Source organism: Marinobacter metalliresistant (assembly GCF_038098645.1).
In the GTDB taxonomy this organism is placed as follows: domain Bacteria; phylum Pseudomonadota; class Gammaproteobacteria; order Pseudomonadales; family Oleiphilaceae; genus Marinobacter; species Marinobacter metalliresistant.
In genome coordinates this window covers 1,147,231-1,163,477 of sequence record NZ_CP101118.1, presented here as the reverse complement: position 1 = coordinate 1,163,477, position 16,247 = coordinate 1,147,231, and the positions used below count along the sequence as shown (strand labels likewise).

Annotated in this window: 18 protein-coding genes; 15 read left to right on the top strand and 3 right to left on the bottom strand. The window is 58.9% G+C overall.

Going from position 1 to position 16,247, the window contains the following annotated elements; genetic code table 11:
- Nucleotides 1–21: 21 nt before the first annotated feature.
- The 10 genes from NLK58_RS05415 to flhB all read left to right on the top strand — a co-directional run bounded on the left by NLK58_RS05415 (nt 22) and on the right by flhB (nt 7,431).
- On the top strand, nt 22–369 hold the full coding sequence (locus tag NLK58_RS05415; RefSeq protein WP_117617611.1) for an Hpt domain-containing protein: 348 nt from the start codon (nt 22–24) through the stop codon (nt 367–369).
- Nucleotides 370–508: 139 nt separating this feature from the next.
- Nucleotides 509–1,702: a flagellar hook-length control protein FliK gene (locus NLK58_RS05410; RefSeq protein ID WP_341582211.1), complete on the top strand. Its 1,194-nt coding sequence runs from the start codon at nt 509–511 to the stop codon at nt 1,700–1,702.
- Between the two features lie 165 nt (nt 1,703–1,867).
- On the top strand, nt 1,868–2,377 hold the full coding sequence (gene fliL / locus NLK58_RS05405; protein ID WP_117617609.1) for a flagellar basal body-associated protein FliL: 510 nt from the start codon (nt 1,868–1,870) through the stop codon (nt 2,375–2,377).
- 35 nt (nt 2,378–2,412) lie between these two features.
- Nucleotides 2,413–3,411, top strand: a complete 999-nt coding sequence (fliM, locus tag NLK58_RS05400) for a flagellar motor switch protein FliM (RefSeq protein ID WP_117617608.1) — start codon at nt 2,413–2,415, stop codon at nt 3,409–3,411.
- On the top strand, nt 3,404–3,895 hold the full coding sequence (fliN, locus tag NLK58_RS05395; RefSeq protein WP_117617607.1) for a flagellar motor switch protein FliN: 492 nt from the start codon (nt 3,404–3,406) through the stop codon (nt 3,893–3,895). The genes fliM and fliN overlap by 8 nt, the downstream gene beginning before the upstream one ends.
- Nucleotide 3,896: 1 nt before the next feature.
- On the top strand, nt 3,897–4,346 hold the full coding sequence (fliO, locus tag NLK58_RS05390; RefSeq protein WP_117617606.1) for a flagellar biosynthetic protein FliO: 450 nt from the start codon (nt 3,897–3,899) through the stop codon (nt 4,344–4,346).
- Between the two features lie 4 nt (nt 4,347–4,350).
- Complete coding sequence (fliP, locus tag NLK58_RS05385; RefSeq protein ID WP_341582210.1) at nt 4,351–5,142, top strand: flagellar type III secretion system pore protein FliP; 792 nt, start codon at nt 4,351–4,353, stop codon at nt 5,140–5,142.
- An 8-nt stretch (nt 5,143–5,150) separates the two neighbouring features.
- On the top strand, nt 5,151–5,420 hold the full coding sequence (gene fliQ, locus NLK58_RS05380; protein ID WP_053112477.1) for a flagellar biosynthesis protein FliQ: 270 nt from the start codon (nt 5,151–5,153) through the stop codon (nt 5,418–5,420).
- A 3-nt stretch (nt 5,421–5,423) separates the two neighbouring features.
- The gene (gene fliR, locus NLK58_RS05375; protein WP_341582209.1) at nt 5,424–6,209 is read left to right on the top strand and encodes a flagellar biosynthetic protein FliR; all 786 of its coding nucleotides are present in this window, start codon (nt 5,424–5,426) and stop codon (nt 6,207–6,209) included.
- 85 nt (nt 6,210–6,294) lie between these two features.
- Nucleotides 6,295–7,431, top strand: a complete 1,137-nt coding sequence (gene flhB / locus NLK58_RS05370) for a flagellar biosynthesis protein FlhB (protein WP_341582208.1) — start codon at nt 6,295–6,297, stop codon at nt 7,429–7,431.
- 94 nt (nt 7,432–7,525) lie between these two features.
- Here flhB and NLK58_RS05365 read toward each other — a convergent pair whose 3' ends face one another.
- The 3 genes from NLK58_RS05365 to upp are packed head-to-tail and all read right to left on the bottom strand — an operon-like array spanning nt 7,526 to nt 10,258.
- Nucleotides 7,526–8,380: a class I SAM-dependent methyltransferase gene (locus tag NLK58_RS05365; RefSeq protein WP_341582207.1), complete on the bottom strand. Its 855-nt coding sequence runs from the start codon at nt 8,378–8,380 to the stop codon at nt 7,526–7,528.
- Nucleotides 8,361–9,617 (bottom strand): uracil-xanthine permease family protein, encoded by a 1,257-nt coding sequence (locus NLK58_RS05360; protein ID WP_117617601.1) that lies wholly within the window; start codon nt 9,615–9,617, stop codon nt 8,361–8,363. Before NLK58_RS05360 ends, NLK58_RS05365 begins: the two co-directional genes overlap by 20 nt.
- Nucleotides 9,618–9,619: 2 nt before the next feature.
- Entirely contained in the window at nt 9,620–10,258 is a 639-nt protein-coding gene (upp, locus tag NLK58_RS05355) for a uracil phosphoribosyltransferase (protein WP_117617600.1), read from the bottom strand.
- A gap of 218 nt (nt 10,259–10,476) precedes the next feature.
- Here upp and flhA point away from each other — a divergent pair, with 218 nt between their 5' ends.
- The 5 genes from flhA to cheY all read left to right on the top strand — a co-directional run bounded on the left by flhA (nt 10,477) and on the right by cheY (nt 16,232).
- Nucleotides 10,477–12,657, top strand: coding sequence for a flagellar biosynthesis protein FlhA (flhA, locus tag NLK58_RS05350; RefSeq protein ID WP_117617599.1), 2,181 nt, complete (start codon nt 10,477–10,479; stop codon nt 12,655–12,657).
- A gap of 60 nt (nt 12,658–12,717) precedes the next feature.
- Nucleotides 12,718–14,010: a flagellar biosynthesis protein FlhF gene (flhF, locus tag NLK58_RS05345; RefSeq protein WP_341582206.1), complete on the top strand. Its 1,293-nt coding sequence runs from the start codon at nt 12,718–12,720 to the stop codon at nt 14,008–14,010.
- Nucleotides 14,011–14,097: 87 nt separating this feature from the next.
- Nucleotides 14,098–14,910 carry a MinD/ParA family protein gene (locus NLK58_RS05340; protein ID WP_117617597.1) on the top strand — a complete coding sequence of 271 codons (813 nt, stop codon included), beginning with the start codon at nt 14,098–14,100 and terminating at the stop codon, nt 14,908–14,910.
- Between the two features lie 32 nt (nt 14,911–14,942).
- Nucleotides 14,943–15,686 carry an RNA polymerase sigma factor FliA gene (locus NLK58_RS05335; protein WP_117617596.1) on the top strand — a complete coding sequence of 248 codons (744 nt, stop codon included), beginning with the start codon at nt 14,943–14,945 and terminating at the stop codon, nt 15,684–15,686.
- A 162-nt stretch (nt 15,687–15,848) separates the two neighbouring features.
- Nucleotides 15,849–16,232, top strand: a complete 384-nt coding sequence (gene cheY / locus NLK58_RS05330; protein WP_008173086.1) for a chemotaxis response regulator CheY — start codon at nt 15,849–15,851, stop codon at nt 16,230–16,232.
- The last annotated feature ends 15 nt before the right edge of the window (nt 16,233–16,247 follow it).

Genomic DNA, 16,247 nt, shown 5'->3' with positions numbered 1-16,247 from the left:
AAACGTACCAGGGGGTCGGTCATGAGTGATAAACCACACCTTGACGAGGAAGCGCTGGCTGAGCTTCAGGACGTCATGGAAGACGAATTCGACGTTTTGATACAGACCTATCTTGCGGATTCCCGGGACAGGATCCGGAGTTTGCGGGAAGCGCTGGAGGCAAATGACAGCGATGCCTTCATCAAAACAGCCCATAGTTTCAAGGGCAGCTGTATCAATATCGGCGCTCCCCGGCTCGGTGAACTGAGCCTGAATGCCGAAATGGCCGGAAAAGAGTCTCGTCTGGAAGAGGCTCCGGCATTGCTGGATGCCATTGAGGCGGAATTTCATCAGGTAACCCAAAGGCTGGAGGGTCTGCTGGTGCGTTAATTGGCGCCCGCTTTATCAAACCAGAGTGCCTGGCACCGCATTTGCTTAGCCTTTTGCAATAGTGGAACAATCGCCCGTGCATCGGCCAGAGTCCGGCAAGGTAAGGGCGCCAACGTGACAAAAGCGGCAAGAGGTTGCCATGGCCCAAATGGTTCTTCCCCAAACTCCTGCGCCCGGGATTCAGAAGGAATCCGGCCCTTCCAGATCCGCCAGCAGTGGCGATACGGCTGAAAGAAAACGCGATTTTGAGTCGGTCTCAGAGGCGGAGCAAAAACGTCTGGATCGCCAGAAGGCGGAGCGAAACGACAAGGCAAGTTCCACCGATGAGCAACAGCCTGCCCAATCTGACACCGGCCAGAGTGAGGCTTCCGGCGCCACAGGCACCGTCACGAAAGGTGATGAAGAAGCCGTCGGGTCCTTTGAAGCGGCGAGCTCAACCTCCGCTGAGACTGAGGTCGCCGAGGATGGAACAGACCCGGACGCTACTGCGCTCCCGCTTACCTTTGCCGAATTGCAGGCCTGGCTAAGTCCGCAATCCGCTAGCCCGGGCGAGGCCAGCCTGTTTGCAGCCGCACCCAAAACCGGGTCCGGGATGCCGGCCGGAGTAGCCGGTCAGTTGACCCCGGGCAATGGACTGTTCAACGGGCTCCTGTCGAACGTTCCTGGCCAGAACGCCAAGACCCCTGCCGGTGTCACATCTGATGCAACGGTGACGGAAGCCGTGAAAGCTGCGGCGCTCACGGACCTTGGCCGGAACGCGGATTCGGGCACAGTGCTTACCTCCGGTCGTTTCCAGTCGGCCCTTGACCTGGTGTCGCAGCAAGGGGCAAGCGGCACCAATGCCGCTGCAAAGCTGACTGCCGAGATGGCAGGCCCGCTGAGGAGTTACGCCACCTCCATTGATGTACCGGTTGGCCACGCTGAGTGGGGTGACAAACTGGTCGGTAAGCTCAGTTGGCTGACCGCCCGGAATATGTCGGTGGCGGAAATTCACCTGACTCCGCCCGACATGGGGCCGATGGAGGTTAAGGTCCGGGTTCAGAATGAACAGGCGAACATCACTGTTCACTCTGCCAACCCTGTGGTGCGGGACCAGCTGGAACTGCATTCCCACCGGTTGCGGGACATGCTGGGAGAGCAGGGTCTGTCTCTGGCAGGATTTGATGTTTCTGATTCGCCCCGGCAGCAGACCGGTGACCAGGGAGCCGGCGACAGCCATGCCTCTGGTACAGCCACGGCATCGCCACTTGCTGATACCGGGCAGGATGACGACAGCCTGAACTCGGTTAACCTTGATCTCAGCTGGAAAGGCGAAGTGGACATCTTCGCCTGACGGCTCCCGACATGCTCTTCCAATCTCTTTTGCCCATCCTTCCCGGCAACGCTAAACTGCTGTCCTGAACGGGAAGGTTGGGGTTTCTGGCCCATCCTTTGCATCCAATCTGAAAAAGTCACGGAAAAACGCTCCCTCTGACGGATTTCTGGCAAAGCGAACACTATGGCTGAAAATAACGCGTCTGAAACGGCTCCCGCCAAAAAAGGCAAACTGAAGCTGATCATCATGCTGGTGGTGGTCGTGATTCTGGCGATTGTACTGTCTGTTGTGGGCACCCTGTGGTTTCTCGGTGGTGGTTTGCCAGGAATGGGCGAAGACGATGGGGAAGCGGGCGAGGCAGCAGAAGAAAGCTTTGTTCCCAGCACCTACGTACTGATTGACAAGGCTCTGGTTACGACGGTGCAAGCCCAGGGGCGCCAGCGTTATGCCCAGGTCTACCTGGCGCTGGAAGCGACTGATCCGCAGGCTCTGGCAGCGGCGCAACTGCACTTGCCACTGATTCGCAGCCAGTTGGTCATGGTTCTTGGTAACAGTGAGTTCAATGAGTTGCAGACACCCGAGGGGCGCCGGGGCCTGGCCGAGCGAATGCTGACGACCGTGAACCAGGTGCTGGAACAGGAAGGTGAGCCCGCCGTCAAACGGGTGCTATTCAGAAATTTTGTCGTGCAATAGGGCATGGGCGAAGCCTATCAGGGGCAGGATTAAGTATGCAGGACTTGTTGTCACAGGATGAAATCGATGCCCTCCTCCACGGGGTGGATGATGGTGACATAGATACCTACGAAGAGGCCGATGATTCCGGCATCAAGCCCTACGACCTCTCCAGTCAGGACCGCATCGTCCGTGGTCGCATGCCGACCCTGGAAATGATCAATGAGCGGTTTGCCCGCTATACCCGAATCAGTCTGTTCAACCTCATGCGCCGCAACGCCGACGTTTCCACCGGCGGCGTCAAGATCATGAAATTTGGTGAGTACATTCACACGCTGTATGTGCCCACCAGCCTTAACCTGTGCAAGGTACGCCCGTTGCGGGGCACCTCCCTGTTCGTGCTGGACGCCAAGCTGGTGTTCAAGCTGGTGGACAATTTCTTCGGCGGGGAAGGGCGCCATGCCAAGATCGAAGGCCGGGAATTCACCCCGACCGAGACCCGCATCGTCCAGATGGTTCTGAACCAGGTATTTCAGGATATGAAAGAAGCCTGGCATGCGGTGCTCAAGGTCGATTTCGAGTACCTCAGTTCGGAAGTAAATCCGGCTATGGCCAACATCGTCAGCCCCAGCGAAGTGGTGGTGGTCAGCACCTTCCATATCGAACTGGACGGTGGCGGCGGAGAACTCCACTTCGCCTTGCCCTATTCCATGATAGAACCTATCCGCGACGTACTGGACGCCGGGGTACAGAGTGATATCGATGATGTTGATGAGCGTTGGGTTAACGCGCTGCAGGAAGACATCAAGGAGGTGAACGTGCCGATCAACACCACGGTCTGTCGCCGGCGGATTTCCTTGCGGGACATCGCAAGAATGAAGGCCGGAGACATCATCCCCGTGGAGATGCCGGATCACCTGACCGTTACCGCTAACGGCATTCCCATCTACAAAGCCACGATGGGGACCCGTGACGGAAAACTGGCACTGAGAATTCACGAACGGGCAACGCTGCCCAAAGTAAAGAAACAACTGAAGGTGGGACGCAATGGCTGACGACAACAAGAACGACGAGCAGGAACTCAGCGAAGACGAAAAGCTGGCTGCCGAGTGGGAAGCAGCCATGGAAGAATCCGGCGATGAGGGCAGCCGTGAGGACGAGTGGTCTGCCGCCATGGCCGAGGCCGGTGAATCCGGGGAGGCCGACAATGGCGTTCAGACGGCCCCCATGGAGGAATTCGATACGGGAACCGAGCCCGCCCAGGGCAATGGCCTGTCACCGGATATCGACGTTATCCTGGATATTCCGGTCACCATATCAATGGAAGTAGGCAACACCCAGATTCCGATACGCAACCTGCTTCAGCTGAACCAGGGCTCGGTGATCGAGCTGGACCGGCTGGCGGGTGAACCGCTGGATGTCCTGGTAAACGGTACGCTGATTGCTCACGGGGAGGTTGTTATGGTGAACGAAAAGTTCGGCATTCGCCTGACCGATGTGATCAGCCCGGGCGAACGAATCAAACGGTTGCAGAAATAATATGTGGTCAAAGTTCCCGGGCATCTCATTGTTGGTGCTGGTGACTCCGGCCCTGGCTCAGGAAACGGCCAGCACTGCGGCTCCGGCTTCCCCGATCCGGTCGCCGGATACCCTTGGCACCATTGTCAGCCTTGGTCTGGGCCTTGTCGCCGTGATTGCGGTGATCTATGGCTGCGCCTGGATCATCCGCCGCATGAACGGCATGACCGGCATGAACAACAACGCCATCAAGGTGGTTTCGGTCATGGCCATCGGAACACGGGAACGCATCGCCCTGATTGAGGTGGGTAGTCAGCAGATCCTGTTGGGGATTACGCCCTCGGCCATAAGAACCCTGCACGTGTTTGACGAGCCTGTCGTCGACGCCGGCAATGCCAATTCCGGTGATTTTGCCCGCCGTCTGCAAACCATGATCGGCAAATCCTGGACCGCCCCGACGAGGAACGACTAGGCCCATGCTTGCCGCGACTCTCAAGCCTGCCATTATCAAGCGACTGATTCCGGCTCTGGTTGTGCTCGCCGGCCTGGCCTGGGCGCCACTGGCTCTGGCTCAGGAATCTACCGGTATTCCCGGTATTCCCGCGTTTACGGTCACGCCGGGGGAAGGCGAGGGCGTACAGGAATATTCGGTGACCCTGCAGATACTGGCGCTGATGACCGCGCTCACCTTCCTGCCGGCGATGCTCATGATGATGACCTCATTTACCCGTATCATCGTGGTGTTTGCGATCCTCCGCCAGGCCATCGGCCTGCAGTCCACACCGTCAAACCAGATTTTGCTGGGGCTGGCCCTGTTTCTCAGTATCTTCATCATGAAACCGGTACTGGAAGAGGCCAACCGGGTAGGTTTGCAGCCCTATCTGCAGGAAGAAGTCACGTCTCTTGAGGCGGTTGAGCAGGCCAGCCAGCCATTCAAAAAGTTCATGCTGGAACAGACCCGGGAAAGCGATCTGGCCCTGTTCATGCGAATTTCCGACGTGCAGTACGACACCCCGCAGGACGTTTCCTTCTGGATCCTGATGCCGGCGTTTGTCACCAGTGAGCTCAAGACCGCCTTCCAGATCGGATTTATCCTGTTCATCCCGTTCCTGATTATCGACATGGTAGTGGCCAGTGTTCTCATGGCGATGGGTATGCTGATGCTGTCGCCCATCATCATCTCCCTGCCTTTCAAGATCATGCTGTTTGTGCTGGTGGACGGCTGGGCCCTGGTCATGGGCACCCTGGCTGCCAGTTACGGAATATAGGAGGCCTTATGACTCCGGAAACGGTTATCGACATCCTGCGCGAAGCACTCTGGTTGATAGTCCTGCTGGCGTCCGTAATCATCGGACCGGGTCTGATTATCGGTCTGGTTGTCAGCACCTTCCAGGCGGCGACCCAGATAAACGAGCAGACCCTGAGCTTCCTGCCACGACTGCTGGTCACGCTTGTCGTTATCATCGTCTGGGGACCCTGGATGCTGACCCAACTGCTGGACCATGCCAACCGCCTGATCTCCAGCATCCCTTACCTGATCGGCTGACGGATGATACCGGCAGACATCAGCGCGGACATCATAGGCCAGTGGGTAGGCCAGCACCTCTGGCCCCTGTTCCGCATGGCCAGCTTTCTTATGGTCATTCCCATCTTCGGCAGCCAACTGGTGCCGGCCCGGGTGCGCCTGGGTCTCGCCCTGCTGATGACCGTGCTTATCGTGCCCATGATCCCGGCCGCACCCCGGGTTGAAGCCCTCAGTGCCGACGCCGTGGTAATCACCCTGCAACAGATCCTGATTGGCGTCGGCATGGGCTTCGCGCTGACCGCCCTGTGGCAGCTCTTTGTCGTTGCCGGCCAGATGATCGCCATGCAAATGGGCCTCGGCTTCGCCTCCATGGTCGACCCGGCCAACGGCGTCAACGTGCCGGTACTGTCCCAGATCTACACCATCACAATCACCCTGCTGTTCCTGGCCATGAACGGACACCTGGTGGCCTTCGAAGTCTTCATCGAAAGCTTCCGGACCCTGCCCGTTGGCATGGAGGGCCTGGGTCAGACCGGCGTATGGGAACTTGCCCACCGGATCAGTTGGATGTTCGCCTCCGCCTTGCTCCTGGCGCTGCCAGCCGTGACCGCCGTGCTCATTGTCAACATCTCCTTCGGCGTCATGACCCGTGCCGCGCCCCAGATGAACATCTTCGCCCTCGGTTTCCCGATTGGCCTGATTTTTGGTTTGTTTGCGATATGGGTGCTGCACGCCAATTTTCTGCCACACTTTGATCAGTACACGAGGGACACCTTTGACTTCATGCGGGGGTTGCAAGGGCAGCCCTGACCAAGCGTCACATGGATGTGCCGCAAGGAGCGTGTTTTGGGAAGTCATCACCCCCGACCGCAACTCAGAAAGTTGGATCCAGAGAATGGCCGAAGAAAACGACAACAGTCAGGAAAAAACGGAAGAGGCCACCCCCCGAAGGCTGGAAAAAGCCAAGGAGGAGGGCCAGACCCCCCGCTCCAAGGAACTGGCCACCATGGCCGTTCTCCTGGCCGGCGCCGGCGGCCTGCTCATGTTCGGCACCAGCCTCGGCGCCTCACTGGAAGCCATCATGCACGACAGCTTCGTTATTGAACGCTCCGCCATTTTCGACACCCGGCACATGAGCGTCCAGCTGCTAGCTTCCGCCAAGGAAGCCGCCTGGGCGCTCGCACCCATCCTGGTCATGCTCCTGATTGCCGCCGTATTCGGCTCCATAGGCATCGGCGGTTTGCTGATCAGCGGCAAAGCCGTAGCGCCAAAACTCAATCGCATGGACCCCATCAAGGGCTTGGGTCGCATGTTCTCCATGCGCTCCCTGATCGAACTGGTCAAAGCCATTGCCAAAGTCGGCCTGGTCATGGCCTTAGCTATCCTGATCCTCAACCTGCACACCGAAGACCTGCTCAGCATTGCCGAAGAGCCGGTGGTACCGGCGATGGAGCACGTGCTCTGGACCCTTGGCTGGAGTTTCTTCCTGTTATCCTGCGCCACCATCATCATTGCGATGATTGACGTGCCTTTCCAGATCTTCGATCACCAGAAAAAACTCCGGATGACCAAGCAGGAAGTGAAGGACGAGTATAAGGACACCGAGGGCAAGCCGGAGGTCAAGGGCAAGATTCGCCAGCTCCAGCGCGAGATGGCCCAGCGCCGGATGATGCAGGACGTGCCCTCGGCAGACGTGGTGATCACCAACCCGACCCATTATGCGGTGGCCCTGAAATACGACCAGAAGGCGATGGGCGCTCCGGTAGTGGTGGCCAAGGGTGCCGACGAGATTGCCTTCAAGATCATGGAAATCGCCCGTGAGAACAAAGTCGAAATCCTGCGCACGCCCCCGCTGACCCGGGCGGTTTACCACAACACCGATATCGGTGAGGAGATTCCCGATGGCCTTTATATGGCTATCGCACAGGTTCTTGCCTATGTGTTCCAGTTGCGGCAGTTCCGCAAGGGGCGTGGACCCAAGCCTGGTATGCCTGATTTTCCGATTCCTTCGGATTTGCGGCGGGATGTTTAGCCTGGTTTCCCAGCCTTTCAGGGTTGGAGGTTGCGTGGTTGTGGGCCGCAAACTCCATTATTCGGCAGGCTACAAAAAGTCCAGAACAACGAACTCAACAGTCAGCCTTAATAACACGAACCATCGGCTCCCCGCGGCTTTCGGGTATCGGCAGAACCCCATACCAGGATCGGGGGTCGTGAACCGTGGCCGAGGTGAAACCACAGGACAGGAAATGCTCCCGGGCCTGGTCGTCGGTCTGAAAGTGAAAGCTGACCTGGCTGCGGGTGGCGGCCCCGAGCAGACTGCCGAGGGCTTTGAGGGTGGTGTTCAGCAGTGGCTGGCTGGGTTGGTAGTAACTTTCGGACAGGTAAACGGAGCCGGGGCGTCTGGCCATGGCGGCGGACAGGCGGCGCCAGAAGTCGGTGATGGTCGCCAGTGAAAAATAGCTGGTGAGGCCTTCGGTGATGATGATCACCGGCCGGGTGTTGTCGAACACGCGGTCGATCACCTTTTCCAGTTGGTATTCACCTTGGTCCGCGAGGATGTCGATGGGGGTAACCTGATGATGGTCGCCCAGCCGGTTGGTGGCCAGAAGCCGTAGCGCTTTGCGGCCGGCCATGTCCGGAAGGTCGGCTTCGACCATGTGGATCAGGGGGTGTTTTTGCCGGAGGCGGATGCCGCGGGGTGACATGCCGCAGGCGATTTCCAGAACCTGGGTAATGCCCCGTTCGGCAATGGCGCGGTCAATCAGGTGATCAATGATCAGGTGGCGCTGGAGCAGGAACGTCCGGATGTTGCCGCCAACCGCTGCCTTGCTGACGGCCTCGAACGGTGTCATCAGGCGGTACAGCCAGCGACCCTTCCCGGTGGCCAGGGTGTCGTCCGACAGCCCGTGCCGGTGCCAGACGGCGCCGGTATAAAGGGCAGTGAAACTGATGCCGGAGCTGTCAGTCGGTCTTCTGCTCATAAATGGCTCTTCCCCAGGCCTCGTGGCTGCCGGGCAGCACCAGGTTCAGGGTGATGGCAACCACCGCGCTCAGCGAAATGCCTTCCAGGTTCCCCAGAACCATGCCGCCAATACCGAACACCAGGGTGACACCCACGATAACCAGGTTGCGGGACTGTGACAGGTCCACCTGATGGCGGATCAGTGTGTTAAGGCCAACCACGGCGATGGAACCGAACAGCAGGCACAGGATGCCACCCATGACCGGCACCGGGATGGTCTGCAGGGCTGCGCCGAACTTGCCCATGAAGGCCAGGACAATAGCAATGCAGGCGGCCCACCACATCACCTTCGGGTTGAAGTTCCGGGTCAGCATGACCGCGCCGGTGACTTCCGAGTAGGTCGTGTTAGGCGGTCCGCCGAGCAGGGAAGCGGCGCTGGTGGCCAGGCCGTCACCCAGCAGGGTGCGGTGAAGGCCGGGCTTTTCCAGGTAATTCTTGCGGGTGACATTGCCGATGGCCAGTACGTCGCCGATGTGTTCGATGGCCGGGGCGATGGCGACCGGAATCATGAACAGAACAGCACCCCAGCTGAACGCCGGCGCAACAAAGTTGGGGACGGCAAACCAGGCCGCTTCCTGAATCGGTGTGGTATCGACGATGCCCGCGAAGGCGGAGAGGAGGTAACCGGTAATAACGCCGAACATGATCGGGATCAGCCGGAAGATGCCCTGGGCCCAGACCGACATGATGATGGTCACCGCCAGGGAAATCATGGCGATCCAGATGGCGGTGTTGTACGGGATCAGTTGGGTGGCGCCATCACCGGTGCGGCCCGACGCCATGTGAACGGCGACCGGCGCCAGGCCAAGGCCGATGGTCATGATCACCGGGCCGATAACGACCGGAGGCAAAAGACGGCGTACAAACCCGGTGCCCCTCAGGCGAATCAGCCCGCTCAGGATAATGTAGAGGATACCCGCAGCCATCAGGCCGCCGAGGGTTTCTTCCATGCCAAACCGGCCCTTGGAGGCAATAACCGGTGCGATAAAGGCGAAGGAGGAGGCCAGGAAGATGGGAATCTGGCCGCCGGTGACCAGGTGGAAGATCAGGGTGCCAAGGCCGGCCGTGAACAGGGCCACGTTGGGGTCCAGCCCGGTAATCAGTGGCATCAGAACCAGGGCGCCGAAGGCCACCAACAGCATCTGGGAGCCGGCGATCGCCTGTTTCCAGACCGGGTCGTTGGTAGGGTCCTGCATGCTCAAACGTCCTTCTGCTTGGTGCCGAAGATCTTGTCGCCGGCATCGCCGAGACCCGGAAGGATATAGCCTTTCTCGTTCAGGCGTTCGTCAACTGAGGCCGTGTAGACAGACACATCCGGGTGTTTCTCCAGGACCTTTTCAATACCCTCTGGAGCGGCGACCAGAACCAGGGCCCGGATCTCGGTGCTGCCCGCCTTCTTGAGCAGCTCGATGGTGGAAATCATGGAGCCGCCGGTAGCCAGCATCGGGTCGACAATCAGTGCCATGCGCTGGTCAAGCTCACCAACCAGTTTTTCCAGATAGGTGCTGGCTTCCAGGGTTTCCTCGTTGCGGATCTGGCCGACAACGCTTACCCGGGCGACCGGGATCAGGCTGAGTACGCCGTCGAGCATGCCAAGACCCGCACGAAGAATCGGAACAATGGTGATTTTCTTGCCGTGGATCTGTTCCACCGTCACCGGGCCGGCCCAGCCATCGATGGTCTTTTCCTGCAGGTTGAAATCCTTGGTGGCCTCGTAGGTCAGCAGGGCACCGACTTCCTGCGCCAGCTCACGAAAATTCTTGGTGCTGATATCCGCCCGGCGCATCAGGCCGAGCTTGTGGCGGATAAGCGGGTGTTTTACCTCGTGGATTGGCATGGGGTCACCTGTGTGTCTGATTGTGGTTTCAGTGTCTCAATTAAATGGCGCAAGGATACCGTATCTGGCTAGGCGAGTCAGGCTGCGGAGCACTGCTCCGCGTGAAATTCCCTCAGGAGTGGTACGGATCTTGCCATAACCCTTTCAAACGACGTCCCGGCGTCAGAATCCCGACCTTCATAACGCCTTCAGGCGCGGCAATCGGAGAAGTTTCCGGCATGGACAGAGCTTTGGTCCTCAATAACGTCAAAACCCTGACGCGGGGCAATCTGGGCGTACCCGTCATGTTGATGGGGTTGCTGGGCATGATGATTCTTCCCATGCCCGCCTTCCTGCTGGACGTGTTCTTTACCTTTAACATCACCCTGTCGATCGTCATCCTGCTGGTGTGTGTCTATGCCCTCCGGCCCATGGAGTTCGCCTCTTTCCCGACTGTGCTGCTTGTGGCGACGCTGCTGCGCCTGGCTTTGAATGTGGCGTCTACCCGGATCGTGCTGCTGAACGGCCACGAGGGGGGGGATGCCGCGGGTAAGGTTATCGAGTCCTTTGGTGCGGTGCTGATAGGCGGCAACTACGCCGTTGGGCTGGTGGTCTTTGCGATCCTGATGATCATCAACTTCCTGGTGGTGACCAAGGGCGCCGGCCGGGTTTCCGAGGTAAGTGCCCGGTTTACGCTGGATGCCATGCCAGGCAAGCAGATGGCGATCGACGCCGACCTGAACGCCGGTCTGATCAACCAGGATGATGCCAAGCATCGCCGGGCAGAGATTGCCCAGGAAGCCGACTTCTACGGCTCCATGGACGGTGCTTCCAAGTTCGTGAAGGGCGATGCCGTTGCCGGCCTGCTGATTCTGGCCATTAATATTATTGGCGGGGTCGCCATTGGTATGCTCCAGCATGGCCTGGATTTCGGCCTGGCCATGGAGCGCTATGCGCTGCTGACCATCGGTGATGGTCTGGTGGCGCAGATCCCGTCGCTGCTGCTGTCTACCTCCGCCGCCATCATGGTTACCCGGGTTACTTCCAGCCAGGACATGGGCGGGCAGATTTTGCAGCAGATGTTCAGCGCGCCCAAGGCACTCTCAATTGCCGCAGCCATCCTGATCATTCTTGGCCTGATTCCCGGTATGCCCCATGTGGCCTTCCTGGGGCTGGGTACCCTGGCCGGCGGTGCCGCCTGGTATATCTGGAAACATCAGCGCCAGACGATAGAAGAAGAGGGCGTATTCCCGGGACGGAGTGGGGCCGGGGGCGCGCCTCGACCGGCTGGCCGCGATCTTCCGCCGGGCGGTGACGCCGGCTCCGACCAGGGTCGTCAACTGCCGGCGCCGGGCGAAACCAAAGAGTTGGGCTGGGACGATGTGGCCACTGTGGACATCGTGGGCCTGGAGGTGGGGTATCGGCTTATTCCGCTGGTGGACAAGTCCCAGGGTGGCCAACTGCTCAGCCGCATCAAGGGCGTGCGAAAAAAGCTGTCCCAGGATCTGGGCTTTCTGATGCCTTCGGTTCACATTCGCGACAATCTCGATCTGATGCCCAACGTCTACCGCATCACGCTGATGGGTGTGACCATCGCCGAGGCTGAGATTCACCCCGACCGGGAGTTGGCTATCGATCCGGGTCAGGTATTCGGAAAAATTGAAGGCATTGAGGGCAAGGACCCGGCCTTCGGCCTGGATGCCAGCTGGATCGAACCGGACCGCAAGGATCAGGCCCAGACTCTCGGCTATACGGTTGTGGACGCCAGCACGGTCGTGGCTACTCACCTGAATCAGGTGCTGCAGAAGCACGCCCATGAATTGTTGGGCCACGAGGAAGTTCAGCAGTGGCTGGACCAGTTGGAGAAGATTTCACCGAAACTCGCCGAGGAGCTGGTACCGACCACCGTTTCCATCAGTCTGCTTCTCAAGGTGCTGCAAAACCTGCTCCGGGAAGAAGTGCCGATCCGGGACATGCGCTCCATTGCCGAGGCTATCGTCAATGTCCATCCGAAGAGCCAGGATCCAAAGTTGCTGACTACCGTTGCCCGTCAGTCGTTGCGGCGGATGATCGTGCAGAGCATCTGCGGCAATGAGGCGGAGATACCGGTGATTACCCTGGATCCGGATCTGGAACAGTTATTGCTAAAATCTTTTCAGCAGAGTCAACAATCCGGCGGACAGGAAGACATTGGCCTGGTCCTGGAGCCGAATATGGTTGAAAAGCTCCAGCGCTCCCTTCAGGAGAGCGTCCAGCGGCAGGAAATGCTGGGTAAGCCAGCCATTTTGCTGGTTTCCGGGCCCCTGCGGCCGGTACTGGCGAAATTCGCCAGCTACGGGGTAGAGCGTTTGCATGTGCTCTCGTACCAGGAAATACCGGATAACAAACAGATCACGATCGTGGCGTCCGTTGGCCAGTAACGGCGCGGATGACAGAGCGGACGGCGCCGGCACGGCGTTGCCGGTGGAGGAAGAGGCATCATGAAAGTAAAACGGTTTTTTGCCAGGACCATGGCAGAGGCGCTGAAACAGGTCAGTGAACAGATGGGGCCAGACGCCGTAATTCTTTCAAACCGCCGGGTAGACGGCGGCGTCGAAATAGTGACGGCGCTGGACTACGACGAAAACATGGCGCGTCAGCGATTGGGTGACCAGGCGCAGGAAGCCACTAACGGCTCCCGCCTGGCTGAAATGCAGGCGGACCAGCACCGTCGTCTTGAGGACGAACTCGGCCGGTCCCGGGATCGAATCCGAGAGGTCCGGGAAAAGCGGGCCGCCCAGGGGGGCGGTTATGCCGGTACGTCGTTCCCGGCGGTTCAGGAGGTGGTGGGTTCCGGATTTGATGATCAGGATCCGGCTCCGGTCCGGTCCGGGGAGGCCTATTCCGATGAACTGGCACAGATGCGTGCGGAGATCCGTTCCCTGAAGGACCTGATGCAGGGCGGTAAGCCTGAGCCTGAGGTGCCGGCAGCCAATGCGGTTCAGCAGAGACTGGCCGAGCGGCTTCAGGAGTTCGGTCTCGGTAGCGGTCTGGCGGGGTCAATTTCTCGCCGCCACAAGGCCGGGCGACTGGAGGATGGCTGGAAGCAATCCCTCAAAATGCTGTGCACCGGCGTACGGACTTCCCGCATAGAATGGCTGGATCAGGGCGGGGTCTTTGCCCTGGTGGGGCCCACCGGTTCCGGAAAAACCACCACCATCGGCAAGCTGGCGGCGCGGTATGTGCTCAGGCATGGTGCCGATTCCGTGGCCCTGGTCACCACTGACCGCTACCGGGTGGCGGCCCACGAGCAGTTGTTTGTCTTCGGTCGCATCCTGAATGTTCCGGTGCGAGTCGTCGACGAGAGCCACGGTCTGGATGATATTCTGGACGAGCTGTCAGACCGTCATCTGGTACTGATCGACACTGCCGGGCTGACCAGTGCGGACAAAGGCTATCAGGAACAGCTGGCCGAACTGGCGCGCAGCCATCACAATGTCAAGACGCATCTGGTGGTCTCGGCCACCAGTCAGCCGCGCATCATGAAATCCGTCTGGCATTGCTATAAGATGGCAAATCTTGCGGGCTGCGTGATGACCAAGATCGACGAGGCCCTGACACTTGGCGAGTCTCTCGGCTTTGTGATGGAAACCGGTTTGCCGGTGGCCTACTACACTGACGGGCAAAAGATTCCCGAAGACCTGCACCACGCGGAAGCGGTTCCGCTGGTGCGGCTGGCCGTGGACCGGCTTAAAACTCTCCAGAAACAGCAGGCGGTCGCAGAAGGAGCCTGAGAGAGCGGGCGCTGAGAGCGGACAGACTGACAGCGAGCGTCCGAAAAGACAGCACCCGGCTAAACGTGGCGAGAGACAAAAAACAGTATGAGCAAAGCACAACCGGTACAGGTGATTGCAGTTTCCGGCGGAAAAGGTGGAGTCGGCAAGAGTAACGTGTCGGTTAACCTCGGGATTGCCCTGGCACAGAAAGGCCGGAGAGTCGTGCTTCTTGATGCCGACCTCGGGCTGGCCAATATCGATGTACTGCTCGGTATTACCGCCAACCGGAACCTTCAGGATGTGCTGGCGGGCGACTGTGACCTCAAGGACGTTCTGGTCGATGGCCCCGGTGGCATCAAGATTGTACCGGCGTCCTCCGGTACCCAGCGAATGACCCAGCTCAGCCCCATGGAGCATGCCGGGCTGATCAACGCGTTCAGCGAACTCGGTGACCAGATTGATGTGCTGATCGTAGACACCGCCGCGGGCATTTCCGAATCAGTGGTGAGCTTTCTGAGAGCCTCCCAGGAGCTGCTCCTGGTGGTGTGCGACGAGCCCACCTCCATCACCGACTGCTACGCCCTGATCAAACTCATGAACCGTGATTACGGCACCAACCGTTTCCGCATTCTTGCCAATCAGGTGAGAAATGAGCAGGAAGGCCGGCACCTGTTTGAAAAACTGACCCGGGTCACCGAGCGCTTCCTGGATGTGGCACTACAATATGTCGGCATGGTGCCTTACGATGAAGCCGTGAAAAAAGCGGTTCAGCGGCAGCGGGCAGTGCTGGATGTCTATCCCAGGGCGAAAGCTTCCCTGGCGATCAAGGCGCTGGCGGAAAAAGTTGATAACTGGCCGCTGCCTTCCTCTCCCCGTGGGCATCTGGAATTCTTTGTGGAGCGGCTCGTCGAAGTCTGAATCGGATCCAGTCAAACAAAAAAACCGGATACATGACATTGGCGAAAAACCTCGGAATCTATAACCAGTCAGGCGCGCAGAAGCCTTCCCAGCTCGTTGAGGAGCACGCGCCTCTGGTCAAGAAAATTGCCCTTCATCTGATGGCCCGGCTACCAGCCTCTGTGCAGCTTGACGACCTGATGCAGGCCGGAATGATCGGCCTGCTCGAGGCGGCTCAACGCTACAGCGCCACCAGGGGCGCAACCTTCGAGACCTACGCAGGCATCCGGATTCGCGGTGCCATGGTGGATGAGATCCGCAAGGGCGACTGGGTTCCCCGTTCTGTGCACCGTAATACCCGCCGCATTTCCCAGGCCATCAAGGCCGTTGAAGATCGTCTCGGCCGGGAAGCCCAGGATCTGGAAGTGGCTGAAGAACTGGGCATGGGGCTGGCCGAGTACCATTCCTACCTCTCCGACTCCAACAGCGGCCGACTTTTTAGTCTCGATGAGCTCAATGAATCCGGCGAGCTGCCGATAGAACAGACAGAGCCACGGGATAATCCGCTCGAAGGACTCTCGTCCGACGCGTTCCGCCGCAGTCTTGCTGAGGCTATAGAGGAACTGCCGGAGCGGGAAAAACTGGTGCTGAGCCTGTATTACCAGGACGAGCTGAACCTCAAGGAAATCGGCGCGGTGCTCGGCGTCAGTGAAAGCCGGGTCAGCCAGATTCACAGCCAGGCGGCCTTGCGCCTTCGCGGACGGTTATCGGACTGGCGCCAGGATACGGGCAACTGATCACCGCCTTTGTGTGTCTGCAGCGGAGCAGTCTGTAGTTTTTGGTAACCGATGCTTTACAACCGAAGCAAAGATCAGACAATAAGCGGTTAAAACAGCGGCCTGCTAGACTTCGAGCCGAAAGGTCAAACGAATTCCGGGTGTTACTAACTGGAGGTCCCATTGGACAAGAACATGAAAATTCTCATTGTGGATGACTTTTCCACAATGCGACGGATCATCAAGAACCTGCTGCGCGATCTTGGCTTCACCAATACCGATGAAGCCGATGACGGCAACACGGCGCTGCCGATGCTCAAAAGCGGAAAGTATGATTTTCTGGTAACCGACTGGAATATGCCGGGCATGTCCGGTTTCGATCTGCTCAAGGCCGTCAGGGCTGACGAGAACCTGAAAACCCTGCCGGTGCTGATGGTAACCGCAGAGGCCAAGCGGGACCAGATTGTTGCCGCTGCCCAGGCAGGCGTGAATGGCTATGTTGTCAAGCCGTTTACTGCTGCGGTGCTCAAGGAAAAGATTGAGAAAATCTTTGAAAGAATCCAGTAACCAGAGGTCGGATGG

Coding starts and splice junctions, on each gene's coding strand:
- NLK58_RS05335 (WP_117617596.1), top strand. CDS start 14,943: ATGACATTGGCGAAAAACCTCGGAATCTATAACCAGTCAGGCGCGCAG.
- fliP (WP_341582210.1), top strand. CDS start 4,351: ATGCTTGCCGCGACTCTCAAGCCTGCCATTATCAAGCGACTGATTCCG.
- NLK58_RS05415 (WP_117617611.1), top strand. CDS start 22: ATGAGTGATAAACCACACCTTGACGAGGAAGCGCTGGCTGAGCTTCAG.
- upp (WP_117617600.1), bottom strand. CDS start 10,258: ATGCCAATCCACGAGGTAAAACACCCGCTTATCCGCCACAAGCTCGGC.
- fliO (WP_117617606.1), top strand. CDS start 3,897: ATGTGGTCAAAGTTCCCGGGCATCTCATTGTTGGTGCTGGTGACTCCG.
- fliN (WP_117617607.1), top strand. CDS start 3,404: ATGGCTGACGACAACAAGAACGACGAGCAGGAACTCAGCGAAGACGAA.
- fliQ (WP_053112477.1), top strand. CDS start 5,151: ATGACTCCGGAAACGGTTATCGACATCCTGCGCGAAGCACTCTGGTTG.
- NLK58_RS05410 (WP_341582211.1), top strand. CDS start 509: ATGGCCCAAATGGTTCTTCCCCAAACTCCTGCGCCCGGGATTCAGAAG.
- NLK58_RS05340 (WP_117617597.1), top strand. CDS start 14,098: ATGAGCAAAGCACAACCGGTACAGGTGATTGCAGTTTCCGGCGGAAAA.
- fliL (WP_117617609.1), top strand. CDS start 1,868: ATGGCTGAAAATAACGCGTCTGAAACGGCTCCCGCCAAAAAAGGCAAA.
- NLK58_RS05365 (WP_341582207.1), bottom strand. CDS start 8,380: ATGAGCAGAAGACCGACTGACAGCTCCGGCATCAGTTTCACTGCCCTT.
- flhB (WP_341582208.1), top strand. CDS start 6,295: ATGGCCGAAGAAAACGACAACAGTCAGGAAAAAACGGAAGAGGCCACC.
- fliR (WP_341582209.1), top strand. CDS start 5,424: ATGATACCGGCAGACATCAGCGCGGACATCATAGGCCAGTGGGTAGGC.
- flhF (WP_341582206.1), top strand. CDS start 12,718: ATGAAAGTAAAACGGTTTTTTGCCAGGACCATGGCAGAGGCGCTGAAA.
- NLK58_RS05360 (WP_117617601.1), bottom strand. CDS start 9,617: ATGCAGGACCCTACCAACGACCCGGTCTGGAAACAGGCGATCGCCGGC.
- fliM (WP_117617608.1), top strand. CDS start 2,413: ATGCAGGACTTGTTGTCACAGGATGAAATCGATGCCCTCCTCCACGGG.
- flhA (WP_117617599.1), top strand. CDS start 10,477: ATGGACAGAGCTTTGGTCCTCAATAACGTCAAAACCCTGACGCGGGGC.